The sequence below is a fragment of the Streptomyces sp. NPDC005805 genome (assembly GCF_040630445.1).
Taxonomy (GTDB): domain Bacteria; phylum Actinomycetota; class Actinomycetes; order Streptomycetales; family Streptomycetaceae; genus Streptomyces.
The window spans coordinates 96,827-121,381 of the sequence record NZ_JBEXXN010000018.1 but is presented as its reverse complement, the minus strand read 5'-3'; the positions used below and the strand labels follow the sequence as shown (position 1 = coordinate 121,381).

Here is a 24,555-nt window from a genome sequence, read left to right as displayed (position 1 = left end):
TGCCGCTGGCCGGCGTCCGGCCGGGGGCGGGTCAGCCGCCGTGGCGGGCGCCCGCGCGGGTGCGGCGGCGGAGGGTCGGGGCGGGGGCGGGCGGGTGGGGCGCGGTGGGCCGGGGCCCGTCTGCCGTGCGGTCGGTCTCGGCGAGGCGGTGGGCGAGGGAGGCGGCCGTGGGGTTGCGGAACAGGTCCCGCAGGGTCAGGTCCTGGCCGAACTCGGCGCGGATCCGGTTGAGGAGCCGGACGGCCAGGAGGGAGTGGCCGCCGGTGCGGAAGAAGTTGTCGTCCGGGCCGACCGGGCGGCCGTCGAGGACGGCCCGGAAGAGGAGCAGCAGGCGCTCCTGCCGGGGGTCGGCGGACGGCGCCTCCGGCGGCTCCTCCTCGGTGCGGGGCTGCTCGCCGGGGGCGGGCGGCCGGCCGGTCACGATCCGCACCGGGGCCAGGTACTCCGGCAGCCGTTCGGCGGCCCAGCCGCGCAGCTCCGCCTCCGTCTGCGCCGCCCCGGGCGCACGGGTGATGTACGCGTACAGCCGGTCCTCGTGGACGGCGACGGTCGCTTCGGTGACCGCCGGGTGGGCGAGGAGGACCGCCTCCACACGGCCGGGCTCGACCGGGTAGCCGCCGCCGGCGGTGAGGGTGGCGACGGGGCGCAGGGAGCCGCCGTCGGGGGCGAGATAGGCCCGGCGGCCGGTGGCGTGGAGGGTGCCGTCGGGGGTGCGGGTGTGGACCTCGCCGGGGACGCGGACGGGCGCGGGGCGGCCGTGCTCGTCGAGAACGGTCTCCCGAGTGGGCCCAGGCTCGGAGGGCGGGGCGTAGGGCGTGCCGGACACCCGCACCGCCGGGTCGGCGGCGAACGCGTCGAGGGTCGCGACGAGCCGCCGGGCGAGCAGCCGCGCCGTGTCCGCGTCGTAGAGGGCGGTGGCGTACTCCAGGGCACCGCGCAGTCCGGCCGGTGCGCCGTCGGCGTCGGCCCGCTCGGTGAGGGCGAAGGTGAGGTCGCTCTTGGCGCCGGTGCCGGTGAACGCGACCGGGTCACCGTCGAAGGCGGACGGGGCGGTGGCCGGTCCCCCGGCGGCGGCGTGCACCTGGAGCATCACCTGCACCAGCGGGGCGTGGGCGGCGGAGCGGTGCGGGCTGAGGTGTTCGACGAGCCGGTCGAAAGGCAGGTCCTGGTGGCTGTAGGCCCCGAGCCCGGCCGTCCGGACACGGCGCACCAGCTCACCGGCCTCGGGGTCGCCGGAGGTGTCGGTGCGCAGCACCAGCGTGTTGACGAAGAAGCCGACGAGCGGGTGGAGGGCGTCGTCCGCGCGGCCCGCGACGGTGGTGCCGATCGCCACGTCGGTGCCGGCGCCGTGCCGGGTGAGGAGGGCGGCGAGCGCGGCCTGCACCACCATGAACAGGGTGGCGCCGTGCTCCCGGGCGCAGCGCAGCAGGCCCCGGTGGGTGGCGGCGCTCACCTCGAAGGCGGTGAGGGCGCCCGCCCCGTCGCTCTCGACGGGCCGGGGCCGGTCGGTGGGCAGGGCGAGCAGCGGGGGCAGGCCGTCGAGTGCGGTCCGCCAGTGCGTCAACTGCGCCTGGGCGATGCCGTGTTCGCCGTCGAGGAGGTCGTGCTGCCAGAGGGTGTAGTCGGTGTACTGGACGGGCAGCGGCTGCCAGTCGGGGGCCCGGCCCTCGGAGCGGGCCCGGTACGCGGTGTCCAGATCGGCGAGGAGGCAGGCGGTGGACCAGCCGTCGCCGGCGATGTGGTGGACCAGCAGGACCAGGGTCTGCCGCCCGTCGCCGCCGGTGATCAGGGAGGCCCGGAACGGGATCTCGGCGGCCAGGTCGAAGACATGTCCGGCCGCCGCGTCGACGGCGGTCCGCAGGGCCTCCGGCCCCTCGGCGCGGACCTGTTCGAGGACGGGCGTGGCGTCCTCGCGGACCTCCTGGTAGGGCTCGCCGTCCGCGGAACGGTAGACGGTCCGCAGCACCTCGTGCCGCCCGGCGACATCGGCGAGCGCCGCCGCCAGGGTGTCCGGCTCGACGGGCCGGTGCAGCCGGGTCACCACGGGGATGTTGTACGTGGCGCTGGGCCCTTCCAGCCGGCCCAGGAACCACAGGCGGAGCTGCGCGGCGGAGAGCGGGACGCGCGCGGGACGCTCCTCGGCCGGTACGGGCCGCAGCGCGGGCCGGGCCGGACCGGCGGCCTGTGCGGCGAGGCGGCGCAGCAGCCCGCGGGGGGTCGGTGCGAGGAACACATCGCGGATCACGGCCTCGGTGCCGAGGGCGGCGCGGATGCGGTTGGTGAGCTTGCCGGCGAGGAGCGAATGCCCGCCCAGCTTGAAGAAGTTCTCTCCCGGGGCGACCTCCTCCCGGCCCAGCACCTCCGCGAAGAGGCCGCGCAGGATCTCCTCCCGGGGGTCGGCCGCCGCCCCGGAGCCGGACGGGGTCTCCTCGTCGGTGCGGGGTGCGGTCCGGCGGGCGGCGGCGTCGGCGAGTGCCCGGTGGCGTCGGTCGAGGGCGTCGCGTTCGGCGTCGGTGAGCAGGGCGACGGCGCTCAGCGGTGTGTCCTCGGCGTCGTCGGCGTGCTCGGCGAGAGCGGTCAGGGCGCGGCGGAAGAGGTCCAGGAGGAGGGCGGCGGTCTCGGTGTCGTACAGCTCGGTCGCGTACTGGAGCCCGAGGCGCAGGGTGGCGGGTTCACCGTCGGGGCCGTGGGTCTGGGCGCAGTGGAAGCCGAGGTCGAACTTGGCGGTGGCCAGGTCCGCCCCGTCCAGGGTGCCGTGGGTGCCGCCGAGCCGGACGGAGGGGTCCTCGGCGGTCTGGGTGCTGACCATGACCTGGAAGAAGGGGTGACGGGCCAGGGAGCGTTCGGGGTTGAGGTCTTCCACGAGGAGGTCGAAGGGGAGGTCGTCGTGGGCGAACGCGGCGAGGTCGCCGTCCCGGACGCGGGCCACCAGCTCGGCGAGGGTCGGGTCGCCGGAGAGGTCGGTGCGCAGGGCGAGGGTGTTCACGAAGAAGCCGACCAGTTCGTGCAGGCCCGCCTCGGGCCGTCCGGCGACGGGTGTGCCGACGACCTGGTCCGTGCCCGCGCCGGCCGCCCGGAGGGCGAGGGCGAGGGCGGCCCGGACGACCATGAAGAAGGTGGCGCGCCGGGCGCGGGCGACGCCGATGAGTGCCCGGTGGGTGGCCGCGTCCAGCTCCGCCGTCAGGACCGCGCCCCGGTGGCCGGGCTCCGTGGGCCGGGGCCGGTCGGCGGGCAGCCGGGTCTCGGCCGGGATGCCGTCCAACGCCTTCCGCCAGTGTGTCAACTGCGCTTCCGCAATGCCGTGTTCACCGTGCTTGCCGAGCAGGACTTCGTGCTGCCAGAGGGTGTAGTCGGTGTACTGGACGGGCAGCGGCGGCCAGTCGGGGGCCCGGCCCTCGGCCCGCGCCCCGTACGCGGTGTCCAGATCGCCGAGGAGCACGCCGACCGACCAGCCGTCGGTGGCGATGTGGTGCACGGACAGCACCAGCACCGCCGTCCCGTCGTCCACCGCGAACAGTCCTACACGCAGCGGCAGTTCACGGGTGATGTCCAGCGGCAGACGGGCGAAGGCGGTCACCCGCTCGTCCACGTCCGCCGCCCCACATGCCACCACCTCGAACGGCACACGCGGCGCGTCCAGCACCTCCTGGTACGGCTCACCGTCCCACGCCGGGTACACCGTGCGCAGCACCTCGTGCCGCTCGACGACGTCCCGCACGGCCGCCGCCAGCACGGTGGGGTCCGGCAGGGCGTCCAGGCGCAGTACCAGGGGTGCGTTGTAGGCCGAGGAAGAGCCTTCAAGCCGGTTCAGGAACCACAGCCGGCGCTGGGCGAAGGAGAGCGGGACGCGCTCCGGGCGCTTCTCGGCCGGGACGGGGCACAGCGGGGGCCGGGTCACATCGGTGCTTCGCCCGGCGAGGCGGCGCAGCAACTGCCGGGGAGACGGCGCGAGGAACACATCGCGGATCGCGGCCTCCGCGCCCAGCGCGGCGCGGATGCGGTTGGTGAGCTTGCCGGCCAGGAGTGAATGGCCGCCCAGCTTGAAGAAGTTCTCCCCGGCCGCGACCTCCTCCCGGCCCAGTACCTCCGCGAAGAGGCCGCGCAGGATCTCCTCCCGGGGGTCGGCAGGGGACGCGGAGGGCGTCGGCCTCTCGGTGGGGGGCGTCGCGCGCCGTTCGGCGGCGTCCGCGAGCGCCCGGTGGCGGCGGTCCAGGGCGTCCCGTTCCGCCCCGGTCAGCAGCTCGACCGCGCTGAGCGGTGTGTCCTCGCCCTGCGCGGCGAAGATCCCGAGCGAGCGCCGGAAGAGATCGAGGAGCAGGGCGGCCGTCTCCTCGTCGTAGAGATCGGTCGCGTACTGGAGTCCCAGGGTCAGCCCGCCGGGTTCGCCCGCCGGGGCCCGGGTCTCCAGGCAGGAGAAGCTCAGATCGAACTTGGCGGTGGCGAGGTCGGCGTCGTCGAGTTCGGCCGACAGGCCGCCGAGGGCGGGCTGCTTCTCCTGGCGGGTCCCGGTGCTGACCATGACCTGGAAGAACGGGTGACGGCCCAGGGACCGTTCGGGGTTCAGGTCCTCCACCAGCAGGTCGAACGGCAGGTCCTCATGGGCGAACGCGGCCAGGTCCCCGTCCCGGACCCGGGCCACCAACTCGGCGAGGGTCGGATCGCCCGACAGATCCGTGCGCAGGGCGAGGGTGTTCACGAAGAAGCCGACCAGCTCGTGCAGATCCTCCTCGGGCCGTCCCGCCACCGGTGTACCGACGACCTGGTCCGTGCCCGCGCCGGCCGCCCGCAGCGCGAGCGAGAGGGCCGCCCGCACCACCATGAAGAAGGTGGCGCGCTGCGCCCGGCCCACACCGAGGAGCGCCCGGTGGGTGGCCGCGTCCAGCTCCGCCGTCACGACCGCGCCCCGGTGGCCGGGCTCCATGGGCCGGGGCCGGTCGGCGGGCAGCCGGGTCTCGGCCGGGATGCCGTCCAACGCCTTCCGCCAGTGGGCGAGTTGCTCGTGTGCGGTGCTGTCGGGGTCCTCGGGGTCGCCGAGCATGTCCCGCTGCCAGAGGGCGTAGTCCGCGTACTGGACGGGCAGCGCCTCCCACTGCGCGGCGCCGCCCTCGGCGCGGGCCCGGTAGGCCGCGTCCAGGTCGCCGAGGAGGACGCCGACCGACCAGCCGTCGGTGGCGATGTGATGCACGGACAGCACCAGCACCGCCGTCCCGTCGTCCACCGCGAACAGACCTACACGCAGCGGCAGTTCACAGGTGATGTCGAGTGATAGCCGGGCGAAGGCGGTCACCCGCTCGTCCACGTCCGCCGCCCCGCACGCGACCACCTCGAACGGCACCCGGGGCGGAGCCAGAATCTCCTGGTACGGCTCACCGTCCCGCGCCGGGTACACCGTGCGCAGCACCTCGTGCCGTTCCACCACGTCCCGCACCGCCGCCTCCAGGGCCACGGCATCCGGCAGAGCGCCCAGCCGCAGGACCAGCGGAGCGTTGTAGGCCGAGGAGGAACCCTCCAGCCGGTTCAGGAACCACAGCCGACGCTGGGCATAGGACAGGGGGATCACGGTTGCTGCTCCTCGGGGGTTGCGGTGACGAGTGGGTGGGCGGCCGGTGCGGTCGGCGGTCAGGCATCCCGCGCGGCCGTCAGCTCCTCGATGCGGGCGGCGAGGTCGCGCAGCCGCGGGTTGGCGTAGACGGCCTTGACCGGCAGCGTCACCGAGAGTTCGGCGCGTACCCGGGAGGCGAGTTTGATGGCGAGCAGGGAGTGGCCGCCGAGCTTGAAGAAGTTGTCCTCGGGGCCGATGGACGCGGCGCCCAGGACCTGCTTCCACACGCGGGCGATCAGCTCCTCCGCCGGGCCGTTCAGCCCGTCCGCGTCCGCCGGGCCGGCCGGGTCCTGCTCCTCCGGGGCCGCGACCAGCGCGGACAGCGCGGACCGGTCGAGCTTGCCGCTCGGCGTCGTGGCGAAGCGGTCCACCGCGACGAACGCGGACGGCACCATGTACGCGGGCAGGGCGGCCGACAGCGCGGGACGCAGGGCGTCGGCGTCGCCGCCCCGGTGGTAGGCGATGAGGCAGGCGCTGCCCGAGGCGTCCTCGCCGAGGATCACGGCCGCCTCGTGGACGCCGCCGATCCGGGTCAGGGCGGCCTCGATCTCCGGGAGTTCGATGCGGTGGCCGCGCAGCTTCACCTGGCCGTCGGCGCGGCCGAGGTAGGCGAGGCGGCCCCCGGGCAGGAGGCGGCAGCGGTCGCCGGTGCGGTACATACGCCCGCCCGTGACGCCGGGCGACGGGGTCGACGGGTCGGACGGGTCGGACGGGTCGGACGGGTCGGCGACGAAACGTTCCGCGGTGAGGGCGGGGCGGCCCCGGTAGCCGCGACCGACGCGCGGGCCCGCGAGGTACAGCTCTCCGGTCTCCCCCGGGGCGACCGGGGCCAGGTGCTCGTCCAGGAGGAGCGCCCGCAGTCCGGGCAGGGCGGTGCCGATATGCGGTGCGCCCGGCGCGTCGATCCAGGCCGAGGTGGCGTCGACGGTGCACTCGGTGGGGCCGTAGACGTTGAGGGCGCGCAGCAGTCCGGAGGCGTGGGCGGCGGCGAGGCGGTCCCACAGGGAGGGGCTGATCGCCTCGCCGCCGACGAGGAGGGTCAGCGGGCGGGGTCCGCCGTCGGGGGTGAGCAGGTCGAGCAGCGGATCGGCGTGCGAGGGCGTGATGTCGAGGTCGGTCAGGGCGTGCGCGTCGATGAACGCGGCGAGCAGGGCGGGGTCGCGGCGGGTCTCCTCGTCGATCATGACGAGGGTGTCGCCCCGGGAGAGCCGGACCCACTGCTGCACGGAGGCGTCGAAGGAGGGCGAGGCGTTCCAGCCGACCCTGCGGCCCTCGCCGGTGGCCGCGCCCGCCGACTCCAGTTCCCGCAGAAGGAGGGAGGCGGCGCCTCGGCCGATCTCGACGCCCTTGGGGCGTCCGGTGGAGCCGGAGGTGTAGATGACGTAGGCGAGGGTGCCGGCGGTCACGGCGACCGGTGCGAAGGGGGTGGTCTCGGCTGCGGGGGCGGTCAGTTCGGCGACGGTGACGGTCCCCGCGCCGCCGGCCGGGGCCTCGGCCGCCTCGGCGCCGTCCGCGACGACGACCAGGTCGGCGCCGGAGTCCTCGACGAGGTAGCGGCGGCGCTCGGCGGGCAGGGCCGGGTCGACGGGGAGGTAGGCGGCGCCGGCGGCGAGGGTGCCGACCAGGGCGGTGACGAGGGCGGCTCCGCGCGGCAGACAGAGCGCCACGACGCTCTCCGGGCCCGCGCCGAGGGCGGTGAGCCGGGCGGCGACGGCGGCGGCCTCGGCGCGCAGTTCACCGAAGGTGAGGGTGCGGTCACCGGCGACGACCGCACCGCGGTCGCCGGGGACGGCGGCGAGCCGGGCCATCAGGTCGGCCGCGCCGGTCCCGGCGGCGCAGGAGCCGCAGGCGCAGACGGCGAGGTCGGTGGCGCCGCTCGCGGCACCGGCACCACGGCAGTCGGAGAGCTGCGCGGCGGAACGCTCGGGGAGGACGGCGGTCATGTCGGGGCTCACATTCCGTACGGAGAGGCGGACGGGGCGGTGGTCGGGGAGCAGTCGGACAGCGGCACCGGCTCGCCCATCGCGACGAGGATCTTGCGGTCCCCGGTGAAGGACTCGCGGCCGTGGGCGCAGAGGATGTTGTCGACGAGCATCAGGTCGCCGTTCTGCCAGCTCTCGCGGACGGTGACGGCCTGGTAGGCCGCGTTGATCGCGTCCACCTCGGAGTCGGTGAGGGGGGTGCCGTCGCCGAGCCGGGTGTCGAACGGGAGGCCGTCCGCGCCGAAGGTCTCGGTCAGCACCTCGCGCACGTCCTCGTCCAGGCTGCGGGCGTTCCAGAAGGCGAAGTGGTTGAACCAGACCTGCTCGCCGGTCACCGGGTGGGTGATGATCGCGGAGCGGAGCTGGCGGGTCCGCAGGGTGTCCTCGTCCAGCCACTCGTAGCCGATGGCGTGCTCGTCGCAGTACGCCTCGGCGCCCGCCGGCTCCTCCGAGGAGAAGGCCTTGCGCCAGGGCATGCCCGCCAGGTCGGAGTAGTTGCGGATCAGCAGCCAGCCCGCCTCGGCGAACCGGGCGACCAGCTCCGGCGGGAGCAGGGCGAGCGCCTTGCGCATGTCGCCGATGGTGGTGGCGCCGCCGGTCTCGGAGGCGGTGACGCAGCCGAAGAGGAGGACGCCGGGGAAGTCCAGGGTGTAGCTGTTCTCGTTGTGCAGGCGGATCGGCTGGGCGGCCGGCAGGTCGGTGGAGGAGAAGACGCCCTCGCCGAAGTCGGTGCGCGGGGTGGCCTTCTCCTTGTATCCGGCGCGCTGGGCGATGAGCGCGTCCCGCGCCTCGGCGAAGTCCGCCGCGTCGGTCACCGGCAGTCCGCGCAGCATCAGCGCGCCGGAGCGGTGCAGTTCGGCCTGGATCGCGGACCGCTGGGCGGTCAGCCAGGCGGTGGCCTCGGCCAGGGTCGCGAAGTGGGGCGCCTGCACGAGGGCCGGCTTGCCGGGCTCCCGTACGACGGTCGGGCCGGCGGTGGACGGGTTCGGCGCGAAGGTGGTCATGGCGGGGTTCCTTGTCTTCTGTGTCTTCTGTGGGAGTCCGGGGTGCGGGTGGGGTGGTGGCGGGACCGCCGGGCAGGCCCGTTGAGTGCAACCGGTCGTGACGGGACCTCAGGCGCTGGTGGCCGCGGTGCCGTGGAGGGCTTCGAGGACCGGGTTCAGCCGGGCGAAGAAGCCGGGCAGGTCCTGCTGGAAGTAGAAGTGGTCGCCGGGCAGCACCTCGGGCTCGATCTCGTGCCCGGCCACCCCGGACCAGCCGGCGAGCATGCCGACCGGCACGATGGGGTCGGTGTCGCCGCCGAAGACCGCGACCGGGCAGTCCAGCCGCACGCCAGGGGCGGTGCAGCGGTAGACGTCGTCGATGGCGAAGTCGGCCCGGATGGACGGCAGGACGATCTCGCGCAGCTCCGGGTCGTCGAGGATGCCGTCGTCCGTGCCGCCGCGCGCCTTGATGGCGGCCACCAGCTCGTCGTCGTCCATCCGCTCGGGGTACACGGGGCACTGGTTGGGCAGGACGGGCGCCCGGCAGGCGGAGGCGATCAGTCCGCGCGGGGTGCGGCCCGCGGCCTGGAGGGCGCGGGTCACCTCGAAGGCGACCAGGGAGCCCATGCTGTGGCCGAGGACGACCAGGGCGCCGGTGTCGGCGGGAAGCGCGTCGACCACCGGCAGGGCCAGGTCGTCGACGGAGCCGGGCAGGTCCTCGCAGTAGCGGGCGCCCCGGCCCGGGTACTGGCCGATCAGCAGCCGCACATCGGCCGGCAGGTGCTCGCGCCAGACGCTGTACGCGTGGGCGTTGCCGCCGGCGTGCGGGAGCACCAGCAGCGACAGGCGGTGCGGCGCGTCCCCGGGGAGGTCCCAGACGACGTCCTCGGGGGCGGGGCCGGGACCGGCCTCGGGGCTCGGGGAGGTGGTGGCGTCGTTGCTGCTCATGAGCTGATCCGATCTGTCTCGGTGCGGCGGCGGAGGGCGGGTCGCGCCTTCCGTGCCGGAGTGGTCCTGAGGGTGTCGATGTGCGCCGCGAGCCGGGCCGCGGTGGGGTGCTGGAACACGTCCCGCACGGTGAGGCGGACGTCGAGGGCGCCGGCGATGTGGTTGGTGAGGCGGGCTCCCAGGAGGGAGTGGCCGCCGAGGGCGAAGAAGTCGTCGTCGATGGTGAGGGCGTCGGTGGGGGTGTCGAGGGTGCGGGCGAAGAGGGCGAGCAGGGTCTCTTCGAGGTGCGTGCGCGGGGCGCGTCCGCCGGTGGTGAGGGGCGCGGGGGCGGGCAGGGCACGCTTGTCGACCTTGCCGTTCGGGGTGAGGGGCAGCCGCTCCAGAACGGTCAGGTAGGTGGGCACCAGGTGCTCGGGCAGCCGGTGCGCCACATGTCGGCGGATCTCGTCCGGTGCGGTGTCCCGCGCGGTGACGAGGTAGGCGGCGAGCCGGTCCCGGTGGACGGTGACCACGGCCTGGGCGACGTCGGGGTGGGTGAGCAGCGCGGCCTCGGTCTCGCCGGGTTCGACCCGGAAGCCACGGATCTTGATCTGGTCGTCCGCCCGGCCCTCGTAGACCAGACGGCCGTGGGCGTCGAAGCGGGCCAGGTCGCCGGTGCGATAGAGGCGGGTGCCCCGGCCGCCGAAGGGGTTGGGGACGAAACGGGTGGCGGTCAGGTCCGGTCGGCCCAGGTAGCCGTGGGCCAGGCCCTCCCCCGCGAGATACAACTCACCGGTGACCCCGGGCGGGCAGAGGTTGAGGTGTGCGTCGAGCACATAGGCGCCCTTGTTGATCAGAGGTACGCCGATCGGGACGAGGGTGTGGGGCGCGTCGCCCGGTTCAATGGCGTGGGTGGTGGTGAAGCCCATGGACTCGGCAGGGCCGTAGCCATTGGCGATCACGATGCCGGGCTTCAGCCGCTGGAGTTTATGGACGTGGGCGGGGGACGCGGCCTCACCGCCGGTGAACGCGACGGTGACCGAGTCGAACGCCTCCGGGTGCTCGTCCACCAGGAAGTTGAACAGGCTCGCCGACAGCTGAAGCATCGTCACCCGGTGCCGACGCGACAACTCGCTGATCAGCACCGGCTCCGGACGCTGGCCGGGCTGAAGAACCGTCGTCCCGCCGTGGAGGAGGGCTCCCCAGAACTCCAGGCTGAACGCGTCCCAGGACACGGGCGAGCACTGGAGGAACACCTCGTCCGGCCCGAAGGAACCGTACGTCTGGGCGGTGACGGTGGAGACCAGGTTGCGGTGCGAGGAGAGAATCCCCTTGGGCCGCCCAGTCGACCCGGAGGTGAACATCAGGCAGGCCGGGTCTTCGGGTCCGACGGGGACACCGAGGTCGTCGGTGCTCTCGGAGGTGAGGGTGTCCGGTGTGTCGGTGTGGACGGCCCACGGTCCGTCGAGGCGGTGTGCGAGGGCCGGGCGGGTGACGAGATGGCGGATTCCCGCGTCCTCGGCGGCGGACCGCAGGCGCTCGTCGGGGAAGTCCGGGTCCAGCAGGGTGTGCCCGGCACCCGTCTTGGTCACCGCGAGGAGGGCGACGGCGAAGTCCGCGCCGCGTTCCAGCAGCACCCCCGCCATATCACCGCGTCCCAGGCCGTGGGACCGCAGGCGATGGGCCAAGCGGTTGGCGCAGGAGTTGAGTTCGGCGTAGGTGAGTGTCCGGTCTCCGTCGACGATGGCGGTCCGCTCCGGGTTTCGGGCGGCCTGTTCATCGAACCGCTCCACCAGCGTCCCGTCACCCGTCTCGGCGACCGTGCCGGCCCACGGCCCGGTCAGCAGTACACGCTCCTCGGCTGACAGGGTCTCCAGGCGGGAGAGCCGTACCTCGGGGTCGGCCAGCACCTGGGACAGCACCCGGCCCAGGACACTGCCCAACCGCCGCACGGTCGCCGCGTCGAAGAGATCGGCGGCGAAGAGGATCGCACCGTGCAGGCGGCGGCTGTCGTCGGATCGGACCAGGAATTCGAGGTCGAACTTGGCCGCGCCGTTCGCCGTGCCGGAGACCGTGGCCGTGCGGACACCCGCCAGGGAGAGTGCCGGGCGGCTGCCTACTTCGAGGCCGAGGCAGATCTGGAACAGGGGGTGCCGGGCCAGGGTCCGGGACGGGTTGATCGCCTCCAGGACCAGATCGAACGGCGCCTCCTGGTGCGCGAACGCGTCCAGATCCGCCGCACGCACCCGTCCCAGCAGCTCACGGAAGGTCGGATCACCCGCACTGCTCGTCCGCAGCACCAGCGTGTTCACGAAGAAGCCGACCAGCCCGCTCAATGCTTCGTCGCTGCGGCCCGCCACCGGTGATCCGATAGCGAGGTCTTCGCCCGCGCCCAGTCGGCTCAACGCCGCGGCCAGGGCCGCATGGACGACCATGAACGGGGTGACGCCTTCGGCGCGGGCCAGAGCAGTGACCTGCTCGAAGGCGGCTTCGCCCAGGTCGAGTTCAAGCTGCCCACCGCGGTGCGAGGCGGTCGCCGGCCGGGGCCGGTCCAGCGTCAGGCCGTGCTCCTCCGGGAGCGCGCTCAGCGCCTCGCGCCAGAAGCCCAGCTCTCTGTTCAGGACGCTCCCGGGGTCGTCCGGGGCGCCAAGGACCCTCCGCTGCCATGCCGCATAGTCCACGTACCTCACCCCCAACGGCTCCAAAGCACTGCTCTCCTCACCGGCCACGCGGGCCGCGTACGCCTGCTCCAATTCCCCGAAGAACACTCCGTTGGACACCCCGTCCGTCGCGATGTGATGCAGCACCAGCGACAAGACGGCCGAACTGTCCCCGAGATCGAAGAGCACCGCTCGCACGGGAATCTCCGAGGCCAGGTCGAACGCGCGCCCGGCGGCCTCGGCGAGGAGGGCATCCACCTCGGCCGCCCCGGCCCGGCGACGCTCCACGGAGATCCGTGCTCGCTCCACGGGAAGCACCCGTTGGCGTGGCTCGCCGTCCACCACCTCGAACACCGTCCGCAGCGGAGCATGCCGCTCCACCACATCCCGGAGCGCCCACTCCAACGCGTCCACATCGAGCGCACCACCGTCCAGACGCACCACCATCGGCACGTTGTACGCAGCGCTCCCACCGTCGAGCTGTGCCAGCAACCACAACCGCCGCTGTGCGAACGACACCGGGGTCAAGGCGTCGTCGCCGCCGGGGGTGCCCTCGCCAGGGAGGATCGGCGGGAGGGCCGTGGTGCCGGTCTGGGCGGCGATCAGCTCGGCGAGGCCGGCCACCGTCGGCTGCCCGAACACATCCCGGATCGTCAGGCGGGCGCCCAGCGCCGCGGCGACACGGTTCGTCAGCCGGGCCGCGAGGAGGGAGTGGCCGCCGAGGGTGAAGAAGCTGTCGTCGATGGTGAGGGCGTCGGTGGGGGTGTCGAGGGTGCGGGCGAAGAGGGCGAGCAGGGTCTCTTCGAGGGGCGTGCGCGGGGCGCGCCCGCCGGTGGTGAGGGGCGCGGGGGCGGGCAGGGCACGCTTGTCGACCTTGCCGTTCGGGGTGAGCGGCAGCCGCTCCAGAACGGTGACATGGGTCGGGACGAGGTGTTCCGGCAGACGATCGGCGACATGCCGCCGCACCTCGGCGGTGTCGGTGTCCCCTGCCACGACCACATACGCGGCCAACTGCTGCTCGTGTGCGGTCACCACGGCCTGAGTGACCTCGGGGTGGGTCAGGAGCACACTCTCGGTCTCGCCCGGCTCGACCCGGAAACCACGGATCTTGATCTGGTCGTCCGCCCGACCCTCGTAGACCAGACGGCCGTGGGCGTCGAAACGGGCGAGGTCGCCGGTGCGGTAGAGGCGGGTGCCCCGGCCACCGAAGGGGTTGGGGACGAAACGGGTGGCGGTCAGGTCCGGTCGGCCCAGGTAGCCATGGGCCAGGCCCTCCCCCGCGAGATACAACTCCCCCGTCACACCGGGCGGGCAGAGGTTGAGGTGTGCGTCGAGCACATAGGCGCCCTTGTTGATCAGAGGTACGCCGATCGGGACGAGGGTGTGGGGCGCGTCGCCCGGTTCAATGGCGTGGGTGGTGGTGAAGCCCATGGACTCGGCAGGGCCGTAGCCGTTGGCGATCACGATGCCGGGCTTCAGCCGCTGGAGTTTATGGACGTGGGCGGGGGACGCGGCCTCACCGCCTGTGAAGGCCACCGTGACCGAGTCGAACGCCTCGGGGTGTTCGTCCACCAGGAAGTTGAACAGGCTCGCCGACAGCTGAAGCATCGTCACCCGGTGCCGGCGGGACAACTCGCTGATCAGGGCGGGTTCCGGACGCTGGCCGGGCTGGAGCACGGTCGTCCCGCCGTGGAGGAGGGCTCCCCAGAACTCCAGGCTGAACGCGTCCCAGGACACGGGCGAGCACTGGAGGAACACCTCGTCCGGCCCGAAGGAACCGTACGTCTGGGCGGTGACCGTCGAGACCAGGTTGCGGTGCGAGGAGAGAATCCCCTTCGGCCGCCCGGTCGACCCGGAGGTGAACATCAGACAGGCGATGTCGTCCCCGGTGACCTCCGTGGCCAGGTTGGCGGACGGCAGGCCGGCCAGGTCGTGCAGATCGGCCAGGACCGTGGTCCACGTCCCGTCGAGCCGTGCCGCGAGGTCCGGCTCGGTGACCAGGACGCCGATGCCGGCGTCGGTGGCCGCCGCATGCAGGCGCTCATCGGGGAAGTCCGGGTCCAGCAGGGTGTACCCGGCACCCGTCTTGGTCACCGCGAGGAGGGCGACGGCGAAGTCCGCGCCACGCTCCAGCAGCACCCCCGCCATATCACCGCGTCCCAGGCCGTGGGACCGCAGGCGATGGGCCAAGCGGTTGGCGCAGGAGTTGAGTTCGGCGTACGTCAACTCCCGGTCCCCGTCGACGATCGCCGTCCGCTCCGGATGCCGAACGACTGCCTCCTCGAACCGCCCCACCAGCGTCCCGTCACCCGTCTCGGCGACGCTCCCCGCCCACGGCCCGGTCAGCAGCGCACGCTCCTCGGCGGACAGCGTCTCCAGACGCGAGAGCCGCACCCCGGGGTCGGCCAGCACCTGGGGCAGCACCCGGCCCAGGACACTGCCCAACCGCCGCACGGTCGCCGCGTCGAAGAGATCGGCGGCGAAGAGGACGGTGGCCCGCAGCGCGCGGTCGTCCTCCGAGCGGACGAAGACCTCCAGGTCGAACTTGGCGGACCCACTGGACGTTTTCTCGACGCGGCCGGTCCCGGCGCCAGGGAGCGTGAGGTGTGCCCCGGGCTCGTCGGTCTCCAGGGTGAGGCAGATCTGGAACAGCGGATGGCGGGCCAGGGTCCGAGAGGGGTTGATCGCCTCCAGGACCAGATCGAACGGCGCCTCCTGGTGCGCGAAGGCGTCCAGATCCGCCGCACGCACCCGTCCCAGCAGCTCACGGAAGGTCGGATCACCCGCACTGCTCGTCCGCAGCACCAGCGTGTTCACGAAGAAGCCGACCAGCCCGCTCAGTGCCTCGTCACCGCGCCCCGCCACAGGCGACCCGATCGCCAGATCCTCCCCTGCGCCGAGCTGGCTCAGCACAGCGACCAGGGCCGCGTGCACCACCATGAACGGGGTCACACCCTCCGCCCGCGCGACCTCCCTCACTCGCGTGAACAGGCCCTCGCCCAGGTCGAGTTCCACCTGACCACCACGGTGCGAGGCCGTCGCAGGACGGGGGCGGTCCAGCGTCAGACCGTGCTCCTCCGGAAGGTCCTTCAGCGTCTCGCGCCAGTAGCCCAGCTCCCGGTTGAGCACGCTCCCGGCGTCGTCCGGCGCCCCCAGCACTCGCCGCTGCCAGGCCGCGTAATCCGCGTACCGCACCCGCAGCGGTTCGAGGGCACTGCTCTTCCCACCGGCCGCGCGCGCCGCGTACGCCTGTTCCAGATCCCCGAAGAACACTCCGTTGGACACCCCGTCCGTCGCGATGTGATGCAGCACCAGCGACAACACCGACGAGCCGTTCCCGAGGTCGAAGACGCAGGCCCGCAACGGGATCTCCGACGCGAGGTCGAAGACCCGCCCCGCCGTCTCGCCCAGCAGCGCGTCCAGCTCGGCGGGCTCGACCCGCCGGTGCTCGACGGACACCCCGGCCCGCTCCACCGGCAGCACCCGCTGCCGCGGCTCGCCGTCCACCACCTCGAACACCGTCCGCAGCGGAGCATGCCGTTCCACCACATCCCCGAGCGCCCACTCCAACGCGTCCACATCGAGCGCACCGCCGTCCAGACGCACCACCATCGGCACGTTGTACGCAGCGCTCCCACCGTCGAGCTGTGCCAGCAACCACAACCGCCGCTGCGCGAACGACACGGGGGCCAAGGCGTCATCGCCATCGGGGTCGCCCTCGCCCGGAACGAGCGCGGGCAGTGCGGCGCTACCGCCCTGCGCGGCGATCAGCTCCGCCAGACCGGCCACCGTCGGCTGCCCGAACACATCCCGGATCGTCAGCCGTACACCCAGCGCCTCGGCGACACGGTTCGTCAGCCGGGCCGCGAGCAGTGAGTGACCGCCCAGGGTGAAGAAGCTGTCGTCGATGCCGACCGGGCCGGTCGTCTCCAGCACCGTGGCGAAGAGGGCGGCGAGGGTCTCTTCGGTGCGGTCGCGCGGTGCGCGGGTCGGTTCCTGGACGGCCACCGGCTCCGGCAGTGCCCGCTTGTCGATCTTTCCGTTGGGGGTGACGGGCAACCGGTCGAGGACCGTCAGGTAGGTGGGGACGAGGTGTTCCGGCAGACGGTCGGCGACATGCCGGCGGATCTCGGCGGTGTCGGTCTCCCCTGCCACGACCACATACCCGGCCAGCCGCTGCTGATGCACGGTCACCACGGCCCGGGTGACCCCGGGGTGGGTGAGCAGCGCGGCCTCGGTCTCGCCCGGCTCGACCCGGAAACCACGGATCTTGATCTGGTCGTCCGCCCGACCCTCGTACACCAGCCGGCCGTCCGCGTCGAAACGGGCCAGGTCACCCGTGCGGTACAGCCGCCCGCCCGCCGGACCGAACGGATTCGGAACGAAACGGGACGCCGTCAGGTCGGGCCGGCCGAGGTAGCCGTGGGCCAGGCCGTCGCCGCCCACGTACAGCTCGCCCGTCACACCCGGAGGGCAGAGCCGAAGGCGCCCGTCGAGCACATGGGCGGGTTTGTTGACCAGCGGCGTCCCGACGGGGATCGGGGCGGACGGGCCGGCCTCCTCCCCCACCGTGTGGGTGGTCGCGAAGATCATGACCTCGGCGGGGCCGTAACCGTTGAGGACCGTGATGCCGGGCCGGAGCCGCCGCAGTCGGTGGACGTGGGCGGGGGAGGCGGCCTCGCCGACGGTGAACGCGGTGGTGACCGTCTCGAAGGCCTCGGGGTGCTCGTCGGTGAGGTAGTTGAAGAGGGTGGCGGAGAGCAGGAGCGTGGTGACGCCGTGCCGGCGGGCGAGGTCGGCGACCAGGGCCGGTTCGGGCTTCTGGCCGGGCTGGAGGACCGAGGTGCCGCCGTGCAGGAGGGCTCCCCACAGCTCCAGGCTGAACGCGTCCCAGGAGACCGGGGAGCACTGGAGCCAGACCTGCTCGGGGCCGGTGGGCAGGTAGGGCTGGCCGATCAGGGTGGCGACCAGGTTGCGGTGGGAGGAGAGGATGGCCTTCGGCCGTCCCGTCGAGCCCGAGGTGAACATCAGGCAGGCCGGGTCCTCGGGGCTCACGGGCACGCCGAGGTTGTCGCCGCTCCCGGACCCGCTCCCCGACCCGGGCGCGTCCGGGTCCGCGTCGTGCACCGTCCAGGGCCCGTCGGCGCGTTCCGCGAGCCCGGGGCGGGTGACGAGGTGGGTGATACCGGCGTCGGTGGCCGCCGAGCGGAGGCGTTCTCCGGGGAAGTCGGGGTCGAGCAGGACGTGCGCGGCTCCGGTCTTGAGGACGGCGAGGAGGGCGGTGACGAAGGGGATGCCGCGTTCCAGGAGTACGCCCGCCAGGTCGCCACGGCCGAGCCCCCGGGAGGCGAGGCGGTGGGCCAGGCGGTTGGCGGCGGTGTTGAGTTCGGCGTAGGAGAGGTGTCCGTCGGCGTCGACGAGGGCGACGGCGTCCGGGGAGCGCTCGGCCTGCTGCTCGAAGCGTGCGACGAGGGTGGTGTCCACCGGGTCGGTGAGGGGCCCGGCCCAGGGGCCGGTCAGGGCGGTGTGCTCGGCCTCCGTCAGCACGTCCAGGTCGCCGACCGCGCGTCCCGTCGGGTCGGCCGCCGCGCCGAGGACGGTGGTGAGGAAGGCGGCGAACCGGTCCTGGTGGGCGGCGACGGCGGCTGGGTCGACGCCCTCGACCGGGGTGTCGAAGTCGATGCGCAGCCCGTGTGCGGCGCCGAGGTCGAGGACGGCGACGGCGAGGTCGCCGACGGGGCCGTTGCTGATGTTGTGGTTGACGGTGGGGTGTCCGCAGACGGTGAGGTCGCCGTGGAAGCCCATGATGTTGAGGACGGGGGTGGCGAGTCCCCGGGTGCCGGAGCCGTCCAGGGCGCCGGCGTCCCGGCACAGGTCCTCGTAGCGGGTGGACTGGTGGCGCAGCCCGTGCTTCACCTCGGCCGCCACGGTCCGCACCAGGTCGCGGAGGGGTTCCCCGGGGTTCACGCGGAGCCGCAGGGGGACGATGTTGGACATCATGCCGGGGGTGCTGCGGGCGAGGCGGGTGGTGCGGCCGGTGACGGGCAGGGCGATGACGAGTTCGTCCCGTGCGGTGACGCGGTGGAGGTAGGCGGTGAAGAGGGCGATCAGGAGGACGGACCAGGAGACGCGCTCACCGCGGGCGACGGTGCGCAGCCGGTCGGCGTCCTCGGCGGTGATGTGCACGCTGCGGCGGGCGAAGGCGAGGCCGCCGTGGGCGGGGGCGGCACGGCCGGTGCCCCGGACGAGTCCGGCGGGTCCGGCGGGTCCGGCGGGGGCACCGGCGAGGTGGTCACGCCAGGCGGCGCGGGTGGCGGCGGCCTCCTCGGAGTCCCGGTACGCGGCGTCCTCGGCGAGGAGTTCGGCGAGGCCCCCGAACGGTGAGTCGCCCCAGGGTTCCCCGGCGACGGCCCGCTCGTACAGTTCGACGAGCCGGGCGAGGGCCATCGACACGCCCACGCCGTCGACGACCAGGTGGTGGAAGCCGTAGAAGTAGAAGTGCCGTTTCTCGTCCAGTCTGATCAGTGCGCAGCGGACCGGCGGGGCCCCGCCCGCGAGGTCGAAGGGTGCGGTGATCAGGGCGTCGATCAGCCGCCAGGCCGCGGCCTCGGGGTCGTCCGTGCCGCTGACGTCGGTGAACGGGAGCCGCCGGTCGCCGGCGTCGGGGTCGATGACCTGGCGGATCTGCTCGCCGTCGTCCTCGAAGCCGCTGATGCGGAGGAAGTCGGCCTCCTCCACGAGCCGGCGCCAGGCGGCGTCCATCAGCTCCGGGTCCACCGGGCCGTTGATCTCGCGGCACTCGGCGACGTTGTACTTGACGCCGGTGGGGTCGAGGGTGTGGGCCGTCCAGATGTCCCGCTGGGCCACCGAGAGCGGCAGCCGGACCGGGGCCGGTGCGGGGACGACGGGCGGGCCGAACGGCATGGGGGCTCCTGGGGAAGTCACGGCTGGGGGCGGGCGATGGCCCTGCGGGCGGCACGAGCGGGGCGGCGGCGCAGTGGCCATACAACCCGTGGACGGGTGCCGGGAGCGGCAGTTGATCCGGCGGTACGCCAGCGGATCGGGGGTGCTGCGGCAGTCAGGCGGCAGCCGTTCCGGCAGGCACCGGGGCGGCGGCCAGGGCGCGGACCACGCAGAGCACGCGGAAGGCCGAGCGGCCGCCGTCCGTGCTGGGGCGGACGACACCGCTGATCAGCAGGTCGCGGATGACGCGGCCGCAGTGCGGCAGGGGCCGGCCGGTGAGCCGCAGGACGTCTTCGAGGACGAACTCGCCGTCACCGTCGGCGCAGAGGCCGGTGATCAGGTCCCGGTGGCCGGGCGGCAGGGCCCCGAGGGTGCGGGCGACGCGGTCCTGGAGGCGGGGTCCGGAGCGGCCGTCGGCGAGGTGGTCGAGGAGGGCGGCGGGGTCGGACTCGACGATGCCTCGGAGGGTGGGCAGGTCGCAGACGGTGAGCCAGGACGCGGCGGCGGCGAGGGCGAGCGGGTGGCCGTCCAGGCGGTGGCAGACCTCGGCGATATGGGCGAGGTCCTGCTCGTCGGGGACGAGGTCGGGGCGGACGCGGCGCAGCCGGCCGAGGAAGAGCCGGACGGCGGGCGCGTCGGGTCGGACACCGCCCCGGGCCGGGTCGGGGGCCTCCAGCGGGGAGAGGAGGAAGAGCCGTTCGCCGGGGACGTTCCAGGGTTCGTCGGCGGTGATCAGGAGCCGCAGGCCGGGGACGTCCCGGAGCAGCCGGGTGAGGCGGTGGGCGTCGAGAGTCGCGGGCTCCGCGCCGTCGAGAACGAGGAAAGCGCCGCGGTCGCCGAGCGCGAGGGCGAGGGCGGGGGGCAGGTCGTCGGGGTGACCCTCGCCGCGCAGGTGGGCGGCGCAGTCGGCGGTGAGGGCGGCGAGCGGGTCGTCGTCGGCGGGGAGGCAGTCGGCGACGGCTCCGGGGGCGGTGTGCCAGAGGACGGGGAGTCCGGTCTCGTGCAGCCGGGCGGCGACTTCCAGGGCGAGCCGGGTCTTGCCGACGCCGCTCAACCCGACGACGGTGACGAGGCGTTCGGCCCCGGTGCGCAGTTCCTCGGTGACGACGGCGGCCTCGGCCCCGCGTTCGACCAGGGGGTGGAGGGGGACGGGCGGCGCCGATCGCTCCATGGGCAGATGCCGGGCGGAGGCGCCGGGGTGTCCGCGTCTGACCGCGTCTTCGAGGGCGGTCCGGGCTCTCGGGCCGAGGCGCAGTCCGTCGGCGATGAGGCGGATGGTGTCGGTGCGCGGGCGCTGGGCCTTCCCCTTCTCCAGGTCGCGGATGGCGCGGACGCTGATGGTGGAGAGGTCCGCGAGTTCGCGCTGGGTGAGGCCGATACGGAGCCGGTGGCCGCGGATGAGGGTGCCGAGGGCGGCGATCGCCGTCGTGGTGCCGCCCTCCGGGGAGAGACCGGTCGTCATGAAGAGCTCCCGCTGGTCGAGTGGGGGGCGAGTGCCGGACGCGGGACCCGGGTCGGGTCGCCGGTCCGGGCTGGTGCCTCGCCGTCTGCTGTCCCCCATCGTCGGGACGCGCCTATCGGAGGGGCATCCCGTCGTTAACCGGGGGCGCCAGGGACGAATGTGGCGTCTGTGACAGCGGTTGACCTGCGGTGACGGGCCGGTGATAGCGGGCCGGCGCCCGGGCGGGGAAAGGGCCGTCCGGTGATAGCGGGGGGATAGGGCAGCGAGCGGTCCCGTGAATCCGGCCGTTCCTAGCGTGGTGGTCACAAGGAAACGCCGGCCCCGAAGACCTCAGGGAGAACCCGATGCAGAAGACCGCCGCCACCCGCAACGTCCTCCGCGCCGCCGTCACCTCCGCGCTGATCGTCCTGGTGACGGGTGCGGGGCTGGGCGCGGCCCAGGCGGACGAGGCCGCGCCGGCCACGCCCCCGGGGGCGACCGCGACCACCGTCCCCGCCGACGGTTCCGGTTCCGGTTCGACCGACGGTTCCGGTTCCGGCTCCGGTTCGGCCGAGGGCTCGGGTTCCACGGGCGGCTCGACCACCGCCAACAACCCCTGGGACTGACCCGGGCCGCCCCGCTGCCCCAGCGCTCAGCCCCCGCCCCTCCCCCGAGTGGACGCGGTCAGCAGGCTCCGATGAGCCGTTCCGCCTCCGCCAGCTCCCGCACCATCCGCCGCTCGCGGAACACCTCGACCGCCGGCGTCAGCAGTTCCCGGGAACGCCCCGGTTCCTCCGCCAGCAGCCTGGCCAGGTCCAGGCGGGCCAGTGCGCCACCGCTAAAATCCATGATCCTCTCCCGTGCGGCCACGGCACGGTCGTAGAAGTCCCTGGCCCGGTCCGGGCGGCCCATCAGGGCGAACGCCCGCCCCAGATCGCGCAGCAGGTGCCCCTCCCCGATCACGTCGCCGGACTCGCGGCAGAGTTCCAGTACCTCCGCGAAGGTGAGCACGGCCAGATCGTTGCGGCCCTGCTCCAGCAGCAACTGCCCGACGCGCCGCAGGGTCCGCGCCCGGCCGCCGGTGTATCCGATCTCCTCGTAGACGGCGAGCGCCTCGTCGAGCTGCTTCTGTGCCATGTCGGTCTCGCCCTGGCGCATCCGGATGTGGGCGCTCTGGGTCAGCACGATGGCCCGGCCCACCACGTCGCCGGCCCGGTCGAAGTCGGCGAGGGACCGGCCGTACAGCTCCAGTGCCGTGGTGTCGTCGCCGCCGGTGCGGGCGATGAGCGCCAGGTCGCGGTGGCAGAGCGCCTCGCCCGTGGGCTCGTCGAGGGCCTGGAAGACGTCGAGCGCGGAGGTGAGGGACTGGCGCGCGGTGTCGAACTGGTTGCGGCTCATATAGAGGGAGCCGAGGGAGGCCCGGATCGCCGCGGTGCCCCGCAGGTTGCCGGCCTTACGGACGGCGGCCAGCGCGCTGAGGTGGGTCCGCTCCCACAGGTCGTAGTGGCCGCGCACCTCGAACAGGGTGACCAGGGAGGTGGCGAGGTCCCAGCTGAGGTCGTGCAGTCCTTCCTCGGCGGCCTGTTCGACCATGCCGCAGAGCGCGGTCTGTTCCGCGTCGAGCCAGGCCAGCGGCTCGGCCAGCGCCTCGTCGGTGTAGGCGGCGGGCGGCTCCCAGCGGGCGGCCTCGCCGTGCAGGACGGTGAAGTCGCCGCCGTACACCTTCCGGTGGGCCTGCTGGGCGAGGTGCATCCAGCCGCCGGCCATCCGGGCGAAGGCGGCATGCCGTTCCTCGGGCGGGTGCTGGGCGGCGAGCTGTTCGCGGGCGTAGACGCGGATGATCTCGTGGAAGCGGTACCGGAAGCCGCCGGTGGGCTCGACTCCGGCGACGTCCAGCATCTGCACGTCGACGAGGGGTTCCATGAGGTCGGAGGGGAAGGGGCGGTGGTCGTCGAGGAGGGCGCCGGGCAGCCAGCTCGGCAGGGTGGGGGCGCGGGCGATGCTCAGCAGCCGCAGCAGGCCGCGGTCCTGCGGGGCGAGTCCTTCGTAGGTGAGGGCGAGGCTGGCGCGCATGGTCATCTCGCCGTGCGCGAGTTCGTCGAGCCGGTGCCGTTCGTTGGCGAGGCGCTGCACCATGGAGGCCAGCGGCCAGTGGGGGCGGGCGGCGAGGCGGGCGGCGACGATCCGCAGGGCGAGCGGGAGGCGTCCCACGCTGCGGACCAGGGCCTCGGCGGCGACCGCCTCATGGGCGACGCGTTCCCGGCCGACGATCCGGGCGAGCAGTTCCAGGGCCCGGTCCTCGTCGAGGACGTCGAGTTCCACGCGGTGGGCGCCGGGCAGGGCGGTGAGGCGGGCGCGGCTGGTGACGAGGACGGCGCAGCCCCGGCTGCCGGGGAGCAGCGGCAGGACCTGCCCCTCGGCCGCCGCGTCGTCGAGGACGACGAGGACGCGGCGGGAGGCGAGCCGGGTGCGGTACATCTCGGCGCGTTCGTCGAGGGATTCGGGGATGAGCTGGCCGGGGATGCCGAGGGCGCGCAGGAATCTGCCGAGGACCTCGACGGGGGTCGCGGGGGTGCCGCTGGTGCCGCGCAGGTCGCAGTAGAGCTGCCCGTCGGGGAAGCCGGCCTCGGCGAGGGCGTGGGCGACATGGACGGCCAGGGTCGACTTGCCGGTGCCGGGCTTGCCGGTGATGGCGGCGAGTCCGACGGTGCCGCGGCGGCCCGGCCCGCCGGTGAGAGCCTCTTCCAGGGCGGCACGCTGGGCGGTGTCGGCGACGAAGTCGGCCGCCTCGGCCGGGAGTTGGTGGGGGACGGCGTCGGCGGGGTGGTCGCCCGGGGGCGGCGCGGCGGCCGGGAGGGCGCCGTCACTCGCTGTGACCGGCGCCCCGGGTCCCGCGTCCGGCTGAACCGTTTCCTCAGACGGACTCCCGGCGGGTGCGCGGCGCGGAGCCCCGACGGTGGCCGGCCCGGATCCGTTCCCGGACGACCGGAAGCCGTTGCCGGACGGCTGGAAATCGCCCGTCGGCACGGCCTCATGGGACCGTGGGACCTCGCGCGCCGATGGCGGGAACTCGCTCACCGGCGGCGGCAGTTCACCGGCCAGGATCGCGGCCTCAAGCTCCCTCAGCTCCCTGCCGGGCTCCAGACCGAGTTCCTCCGCGAGGTACCGCCGGGCGGTGCGGAACGCCTCCAGGGCCTCGGCCTGCCGGCCCGACCAGTACAGGGCCTGGATCAGCAGGCCGTGCAGCTTCTCGCGCAGCGGATGCTCATGGGTGAGCCGCTGGAGCTCCCCCACCAGCCGGTCGTGGCGGCCGAGTTCGAGTTCGAGCCGGATACGGAGTTCAAGGGCGGCCAGGCGCTCCTCGTTGAACTGGCACGCCTTGTTCGCGAGCGGGGCGCTGTCCAGCCCGGAGAGGCAGTCGCCCTGCCACAGGGTCACGGCGGTCCGCAGCAGCCGTACGGCCTCGTCCGCCTCGCCGCGTTCGCGCAGGCCACGGGCGCGTAACACCAGGGTGGTGAAGAGCGCCGCGTCCACGTTCCCGGCGTCGGTGTGCAGGACGTACCCCGGCGGGCGGGTGCTGATGGAGGCCTCGCCGGCCGCCGCGGCGAGCAGCTTGCGCAGTCGTGAGACGCAGATCTGCACCTGGGTGCGGGCGGTCTCCGGCGGGTTGTCCTCCCAGATGAGGTCCACGAGGTGGTTGGTGCTGACCACCCGGTTGCTCTCCAGCAGCAGCGCCGCGAGGATCACCTCCTGACGCCCGGGAGGCACGCGCAGGGGCCCGTCGGTCCCCTGCACCTGCAACGGTCCCAGCACCCGGAAGGTGAGCGGCGACATGTCCGGGAGGTGGTCTCTCTCCCCGATGCCGTCAGCCAAGGAATCCCCCATGCAACGAATGAGTCGACAGGCCGTGGTTCGCGCCGGCAGGCCGGAATGTCAGGATCGAGTGAGGACAGTCTCCACATCTCTCCCCACCCTGTCCATGGCGTGAAGATCCCGG

8 protein-coding genes are annotated in these 24,555 nt (G+C 73.8%); 1 reads left to right on the top strand and 7 read right to left on the bottom strand.

Features of this window, described 5'->3' with window-relative positions; translation table 11 throughout:
* Window positions 1-31 precede the first annotated feature (31 nt).
* The 6 genes from ABZ457_RS13230 to ABZ457_RS13205 all read right to left on the bottom strand — a co-directional run bounded on the left by ABZ457_RS13230 (window position 32) and on the right by ABZ457_RS13205 (window position 20,579).
* The gene (locus tag ABZ457_RS13230) at window positions 32-5,560 is read right to left on the bottom strand and encodes a condensation domain-containing protein (RefSeq protein WP_359157158.1); all 5,529 of its coding nucleotides are present in this window, start codon (window positions 5,558-5,560) and stop codon (window positions 32-34) included.
* A 59-nt stretch (window positions 5,561-5,619) separates the two neighbouring features.
* On the bottom strand, window positions 5,620-7,545 hold the full coding sequence (locus ABZ457_RS13225; protein WP_359157156.1) for a non-ribosomal peptide synthetase: 1,926 nt from the start codon (window positions 7,543-7,545) through the stop codon (window positions 5,620-5,622).
* Window positions 7,546-7,553: 8 nt separating this feature from the next.
* Window positions 7,554-8,588, bottom strand: a complete 1,035-nt coding sequence (locus tag ABZ457_RS13220) for a TauD/TfdA family dioxygenase (RefSeq protein ID WP_359157154.1) — start codon at window positions 8,586-8,588, stop codon at window positions 7,554-7,556.
* 108 nt (window positions 8,589-8,696) lie between these two features.
* Complete coding sequence (locus tag ABZ457_RS13215; protein WP_359157152.1) at window positions 8,697-9,515, bottom strand: alpha/beta fold hydrolase; 819 nt, start codon at window positions 9,513-9,515, stop codon at window positions 8,697-8,699.
* Window positions 9,512-19,078 (bottom strand): amino acid adenylation domain-containing protein, encoded by a 9,567-nt coding sequence (locus ABZ457_RS13210; RefSeq protein WP_359157150.1) that lies wholly within the window; start codon window positions 19,076-19,078, stop codon window positions 9,512-9,514. Before ABZ457_RS13210 ends, ABZ457_RS13215 begins: the two co-directional genes overlap by 4 nt.
* Window positions 19,079-19,232: 154 nt before the next feature.
* Complete coding sequence (locus ABZ457_RS13205; RefSeq protein WP_359157148.1) at window positions 19,233-20,579, bottom strand: helix-turn-helix domain-containing protein; 1,347 nt, start codon at window positions 20,577-20,579, stop codon at window positions 19,233-19,235.
* Between the two features lie 344 nt (window positions 20,580-20,923).
* Between ABZ457_RS13205 and ABZ457_RS13200 the strand changes: the two genes are divergently transcribed.
* Window positions 20,924-21,184 (top strand): hypothetical protein, encoded by a 261-nt coding sequence (locus tag ABZ457_RS13200; protein WP_359157146.1) that lies wholly within the window; start codon window positions 20,924-20,926, stop codon window positions 21,182-21,184.
* 58 nt (window positions 21,185-21,242) lie between these two features.
* Here the strand turns inward: ABZ457_RS13200 and ABZ457_RS13195 are convergent, their stop codons facing one another.
* Window positions 21,243-24,392, bottom strand: coding sequence for a BTAD domain-containing putative transcriptional regulator (locus tag ABZ457_RS13195; protein ID WP_359157167.1), 3,150 nt, complete (start codon window positions 24,390-24,392; stop codon window positions 21,243-21,245).
* Between the last annotated feature and the right edge of the window lie 163 nt (window positions 24,393-24,555).

What these genes read in the sequence shown, in the direction of transcription:
- ABZ457_RS13225 (WP_359157156.1), bottom strand. Translation starts at nt 7,545, where the DNA reads ATGACCGCCGTCCTCCCCGAGCGTTCCGCCGCGCAGCTCTCCGACTGC.
- ABZ457_RS13220 (WP_359157154.1), bottom strand. Translation starts at nt 8,588, where the DNA reads ATGACCACCTTCGCGCCGAACCCGTCCACCGCCGGCCCGACCGTCGTA.
- ABZ457_RS13215 (WP_359157152.1), bottom strand. Translation starts at nt 9,515, where the DNA reads ATGAGCAGCAACGACGCCACCACCTCCCCGAGCCCCGAGGCCGGTCCC.
- ABZ457_RS13210 (WP_359157150.1), bottom strand. Translation starts at nt 19,078, where the DNA reads ATGCCGTTCGGCCCGCCCGTCGTCCCCGCACCGGCCCCGGTCCGGCTG.
- ABZ457_RS13205 (WP_359157148.1), bottom strand. Translation starts at nt 20,579, where the DNA reads ATGACGACCGGTCTCTCCCCGGAGGGCGGCACCACGACGGCGATCGCC.
- ABZ457_RS13200 (WP_359157146.1), top strand. Translation starts at nt 20,924, where the DNA reads ATGCAGAAGACCGCCGCCACCCGCAACGTCCTCCGCGCCGCCGTCACC.
- ABZ457_RS13195 (WP_359157167.1), bottom strand. Translation starts at nt 24,392, where the DNA reads ATGTCGCCGCTCACCTTCCGGGTGCTGGGACCGTTGCAGGTGCAGGGG.